This is a genomic window from Pseudomonas sp. FFUP_PS_473 (assembly GCF_002858665.1).
Classification (GTDB): Bacteria; Pseudomonadota; Gammaproteobacteria; order Pseudomonadales; family Pseudomonadaceae; genus Aquipseudomonas; species Aquipseudomonas defluvii.
Genome location: NZ_PJQQ01000071.1, coordinates 1 through 5,124, shown reverse-complemented (window position 1 = coordinate 5,124; position 5,124 = coordinate 1). Strand labels below are relative to the sequence as shown.

Annotated in this window: 6 protein-coding genes; 2 read left to right on the top strand and 4 right to left on the bottom strand. The window is 54.5% G+C overall.

The annotated features are described in order from the left end of the window. Positions 1-87: 87 nt before the first annotated feature. The gene (locus CYD26_RS24485; RefSeq protein WP_010951442.1) at positions 88-675 is read right to left on the bottom strand and encodes a hypothetical protein; all 588 of its coding nucleotides are present in this window, start codon (positions 673-675) and stop codon (positions 88-90) included. Positions 676-941: 266 nt separating this feature from the next. Between CYD26_RS24485 and CYD26_RS24480 the strand changes: the two genes are divergently transcribed. After that, positions 942-1,163 carry a hypothetical protein gene (locus CYD26_RS24480; RefSeq protein WP_010951443.1) on the top strand — a complete coding sequence of 74 codons (222 nt, stop codon included), beginning with the start codon at positions 942-944 and terminating at the stop codon, positions 1,161-1,163. Positions 1,164-1,245: 82 nt separating this feature from the next. Here the strand turns inward: CYD26_RS24480 and CYD26_RS24475 are convergent, their stop codons facing one another. Genes CYD26_RS24475 through CYD26_RS24465 form a run of 3 tightly spaced genes read right to left on the bottom strand, consistent with a single transcriptional unit; the run spans position 1,246 to position 4,062 of the window. Beyond that, positions 1,246-2,700, bottom strand: coding sequence for a phospholipid carrier-dependent glycosyltransferase (locus CYD26_RS24475; protein WP_010951444.1), 1,455 nt, complete (start codon positions 2,698-2,700; stop codon positions 1,246-1,248). After that, positions 2,694-3,677: a glycosyltransferase family 2 protein gene (locus tag CYD26_RS24470; RefSeq protein WP_010951445.1), complete on the bottom strand. Its 984-nt coding sequence runs from the start codon at positions 3,675-3,677 to the stop codon at positions 2,694-2,696. The genes CYD26_RS24475 and CYD26_RS24470 overlap by 7 nt, the downstream gene beginning before the upstream one ends. Further along, complete coding sequence (locus CYD26_RS24465; protein ID WP_010951446.1) at positions 3,643-4,062, bottom strand: GtrA family protein; 420 nt, start codon at positions 4,060-4,062, stop codon at positions 3,643-3,645. Before CYD26_RS24465 ends, CYD26_RS24470 begins: the two co-directional genes overlap by 35 nt. A 257-nt stretch (positions 4,063-4,319) precedes the next feature. Here CYD26_RS24465 and CYD26_RS24460 point away from each other — a divergent pair. After that, positions 4,320-5,124: LysR family transcriptional regulator (locus tag CYD26_RS24460; protein ID WP_178081740.1), on the top strand; the 805-nt coding region annotated here is incomplete at its 3' end.

Sequence of the window (5,124 nt, the reverse complement as noted above, 5' to 3'; positions counted from 1 at the left end):
CTGAACCGCCGTGTACGGAACCGTACGCACGGTGGTGTGAGAGGACGGCGGGTGTGAACTCGCCTCCTACTCGATTGCCTCAATGCATCAGTGCCGAAGGACCACAGGGTCCATGGGCGACCGCAGAATCACCGACTTAATAATCTTCTGTTCGTCAGGATTGGCGTTTTTCCACAGGTGTGAGAAGTACTGAGCATTCACTTTCTCTTGAGCACTTACGCTGCCGGCGGCATCGATCAGGCGCATGGTCGAGTAGACACAGATCAGCGCCAGAATGAAGAACGCCGTGGCGACCACCATCACATAACGCTTGGCCAGCACCGGTGCCCGCTTGAGCTCCTGGATAGAGGCGTCCGCCGCCTTTGTCGCTGCTGTAAGCTCCGAGATCAGTGGCTGGATGGCGGTGTCGACTCCGCGGCATGCAGCTGAATACGCTGATGCAGCGGCGCGCAAGGCAACCTCCTCCGCGTTCGACCAAGCCTTCTCCGCCTTTCGCACCTCCTCCTGAATCTGCCGGCCGACAGCGTCCACCTGCTCCACCAGTTCGTTCGACCTCTCCAGAACAGCGCTGGAGGTGCGCGTCTGCGAGGTCAGCTCATCGAGCTGGACAGTGAGTTTTTCAGTGCAGCGGCGAAAGTCACCGATAGCAACTGCCCAGGGCTCTATGTCATTCATGGCTATCTCCTAGGGCGGCCAACAACGCCGCGCTGAATTAACGCGCTAGATATCAAAATTGTAATTTAAGAGAAAATTCGAAGTCGCCCTCGACAGTGCCGAGATAGACATGATCCTTCCAGATTTGAAGATTTAACGCATCCTATCTGCAGCCAAAATTACGGAATTGTAATTATTGACTCACCTTGTCGTTAGCTTCGCGTTCCTAAACTACAAACCAACAAAGGCCGCTAATCAGGTTGGCCTAGTATGAACCGAGGTTCACAATGAAATTTGTCAAATCTATCGCTATTGGCAGCCTGCTGCTGGGTCTCATGGGTACCGCTTACGCTGAAGGCGGCTTCGAGCGAACGAAACAGTTCAACGAGAACTTCCGAACCGAACAGGCTCGCCTATGGAGCGATGACTCTTCGGACCAGAACAAACAACAAGTCGCTCAAGAGCAAAAGAAAGAAAGCAAGGATGGTAAGGAACAAGCCGACAATTAATCGGCGGTTAAATAGGACTTCAAATGACGAAAGAAATCGACAAAAAAGCCAGGGTAAAACCTGGCTTTTTTGTGCTTGGAATTTAGCCTTCGTTCTTGCGAGGCGTTTCCGCATTGCTTTCTCCGGCCAGACCCTCGGCACCTTGTGCGGGGCGTTTCCAATGGCACAGCAGGAGCTGGCTGGCGTTCGCTTCGGTGATCGATGTGCAAGCTAGATCAGCGGGCAGACCATCCTTGCTGTCTCGCAAGCGCCTGGACAGATAGAACGAGCCATCCCGCGGCCACTTGGCAGGATCCTTGATGTTCTCGGACTTCCCGCTGCTGTAAAACTCCGACGAGTATGAGCGGCGGCCAGGATAGATCAGGGGAGCGGAATGAGCAGACTGCACATTGAGCCAGGCTTGAACCACATCCCGCTGATTCTGAGGGCGCTCCTCTAGTACCCCGGCGTAGATGATGCCCGCACCGATGATTGGCAACACCAATGCGCTCGCAGCGGCAGCCCAGGTGGTCTTCGGGCCAACTTCGCTGACCCGTGCAGACAGCAGCAATGCCCACGCTGGCAGCGCGGGTAGCAGGTAGGTCCACAGAATGTTGCCTGCAAATGTGAAGAAGACCGGTGTCGCCAAGGCCCACAGCCAGAGGTAGGCTTTGAAGCGCTGCATCGATCCACGCTTGCGGATCAACAGTGGTAGAAACAAGGCCCATGGCAGTAGCGACAATCCGAGCTGGATCCAGATGCTGCCGTACGGCTTGGCATGAGCACTACCATAGAGGTCCCCTGCCCAGTTACTGACGACGTAGCGGCTCCAGTGCTCACCAACGAAGAAGTACTCCATGAAGCCGGGCGTTTTCATCTCGGCCGCGACATACCATGGCACGGATATACCGAACATGAGTACAAGGCCGCTAATCCAGGGAAGCCTCAGTACCCGTCCCCATTCCTTGTAGATAACGAACCAGGCGAATGCCGGCGCCCCCATAAGCACCAGGGTCAGCGGCCCTTTGGCAAGCAAGCCCAGCCCGAGACCTGCGAACATCAGGTAGGCATCCGCCTTGCTGGCGCACTTCATCCAACGCCAGAAACCGTAGCTGGCCAGCAGAATCGAGAACGACAAAACAGGGTCAGTCAGCACAACACCGCTGGAGACCAGGCCAAGTGTGGTGCTGGAAAAAATAATGGCAGCCCAGATGCCGGCGTTACGAGAAATCTGCTGCGTGCCGAGTTTGATGATGATGAAACAGCTTGCCAGGTGGAGTAGCCACGCTGGGAAGCGCGCAGCGAACTCGTTAACGCCGAAGACCGTCATGCTCGCGGCCTGGGTCCAGAAGGACAACGGAGGCTTGCCCCAGAACGGTACCCCGTAGTCGAACATGGGCGTGATCCAGTCATTCAACTCGACCATCTTGCGAGCCATTTCAGCGTAACGGGCCTCAGATGTGTCCATCAGCGGGTAGATGCCCAGCCCCACCAAACGCAATAGCAAAATCGAACCCAGGACCCACCACAGCGTCCTCTCGTTCTTCAGGTTCAGCATTTCTTACCCTCGATCGAAGCCATCGAAGGGTGGAGTGACACGGGATCTGCCTTGTTGCTGTGCTTCAGGAAATAGAGAGGCCGGCGCTTCACTTCCGCGAGTGTCACGCCCAGGTACTCCCCCACCATGGCGACACCGACGCACATGAATGAAGCCATTCCGACGATCAGGTGATGGATGTCGAAACTGCCTGCCACAAGCGACGCAAGCATGTAGCAGATGCTGGAGACGAAAAGACCGAAACTGATGAGGCTGAAAATGCGCAGTGGTTTGCGAGAGAAGCTGACGATGCTCTCGATGGCCAGATTGAACAGGCCAGCTGCATTCCATTTGGTGCTCCCGGCATGGCGAACAGTGCGATTGTAGGGCAGTTCGATGGTACGAAAGCCTACCCAGCCGATCATGCCTTTGAGAATCCTGGAGCGTTCATCCAGGGCCCGCAGGGCTGCCAGCGGCGCAGGCCCAATCAATCGGAAATCGCTGACATCGGCCGGCATGTCCACCTTCTCCACCAGGCGCTGCATGACCCAGTAGTAAGCCCGGGCACTCATGCGCTTGAACCACGAATCACCGATTCTCAGGTTGCGCTGCATGTTCACCACGTCGTAGCCGCGTTGCCAGTAGTCCACCATGGCCGCGATGAGCTCTGGTGGATCCTGCAGGTCGACATCAATGAAGATCAGCGCACTGCCACGGGCATGGTCTATCCCGGCGCTCAGTGCAGCCTCTTTGCCGAAGTTGCGACTCAGGGACAGGCAACGTACAGATGACCCATCCTGATAGTGGCGAAGAATGTCGGCCGTCCGGTCATTACTGCCGTCGTCGACATAGAGGATTTCGCAGGAGACGGGTAAGCGCTTCACCACGCGGGTGATTCGCTGGTGGAACTCGGGGATGGTTTCCTCTTCCTGGAAGCAAGGGACCACGATGGTTAACAAGGGATCAGGGCGCTCGGGAAAGCGATGTAATGTCTGCATGATTGAATGTCCAAAAACGATGTGCAATGAATCCAAGTGCAGTGAGGCTTAAGGTCACTACGACTTGGGAGATGAGCGGTGACAGATTCGACTTGATGAGGAACCACATACCCACGCCATTGCCGAAGTTTGTGGTTAACGCGACCAGTGCAAACCTGACAGGCTGAAACTTACGAGAGCCATCTGCCACAAAACAGAGCGCCCTATTTCCAATGAAGCTCGCGATTGCGCCAACCATGCCGCCACAGATACTGGCCAGTAACGGAGTAACGAATTCTGTCGTAACCAGCAATAGGAACACCGCATAATGGACTCCCGTTGCTATGAAGCCGATCCCCAGATAACGAATCAGTAAGGTAGTAAGAGGTGGGGTTTGATTTTCCATGCCCAAAGCCTATGGAGGCAAAGGTGAAAAAATAGTGAACTAAATGTAAATGCGTAATTAGCCGAATCTATATATGGTAAGTAACAAGTCGGCGCACTAGGCTAGCACGCTACAATATCAGAGGGATTGCCTGAAAATTACGCTTTCGAAATAAAAGCCTTCCGATAACGCATGCATGACCCGTGGATTACAATGTTGACAAGATAAGGAAACACCGGGTGGCATTGAGATAGATTCCCCGAATTAAGGGGGACCTAATGGTTACACAAAATGAAACATATACAAGCAGCGTTGTTCCTTACAGCCCTGACATATTGGATGATTTGCCAATTGATGATCAGCTGGCCGTAGAGTTTTTCGCAACAGCACGTTGTGCCAGTTTCAAACAGGCTGCCCGAGGGCTCAATGTGCCAGTGGTAGGCCTGCGGAAACGCTTGGAGAAACTGGAAGAGCACATTGGTGCTCCCGTGTTTGTCTACAAACACAACAAGCTTGCCCTGACCCGCACAGGCGAGAGGGTCAGCCATTACCTGTGCCAGCTCTTCGGCCCAGACGGCCTTGGCAAGTCCGGTGAAAAGGAAGTCCCCAGGCTTACCATCGCGATCACAGAGCCAGTGCTGAACGACATCGTAAACCGCGATCTAGTCGCCTACGTGCGTGATCATGCCGAAATGCAGCTGGAAATCCATTCAGAATGCACAACGCAGATGCTTTCTGAGTGTGAAGTCGATGTGGGTATCGCTTTGGTGAGCCCAGATGATAAAGGCGCGCTTGATCGCCATCCTACGTATAGGTTTGAAAGGCTTGGCCGGATTGGGCACGCCCTGTTCATTTCCAGCCGCTATTCAAGAAGCGTCACCCTTCCAGTGGAGAGCTTGGATTTGCACAACTTCATGCTCGTTGTCCCTTGGGATGAAGAGATCTTGGCGGGCTCACGAAAGTGGGCATCGATAATGGCTGAGCATCAGGGCGGTACCACTCGGGTCGGCGGCCTCAAGGAGCAAGTGCAACAGCTAGTTAAAAAATCGGAGCGCGCTAATTCCGAAATTGAACGAGATGCCG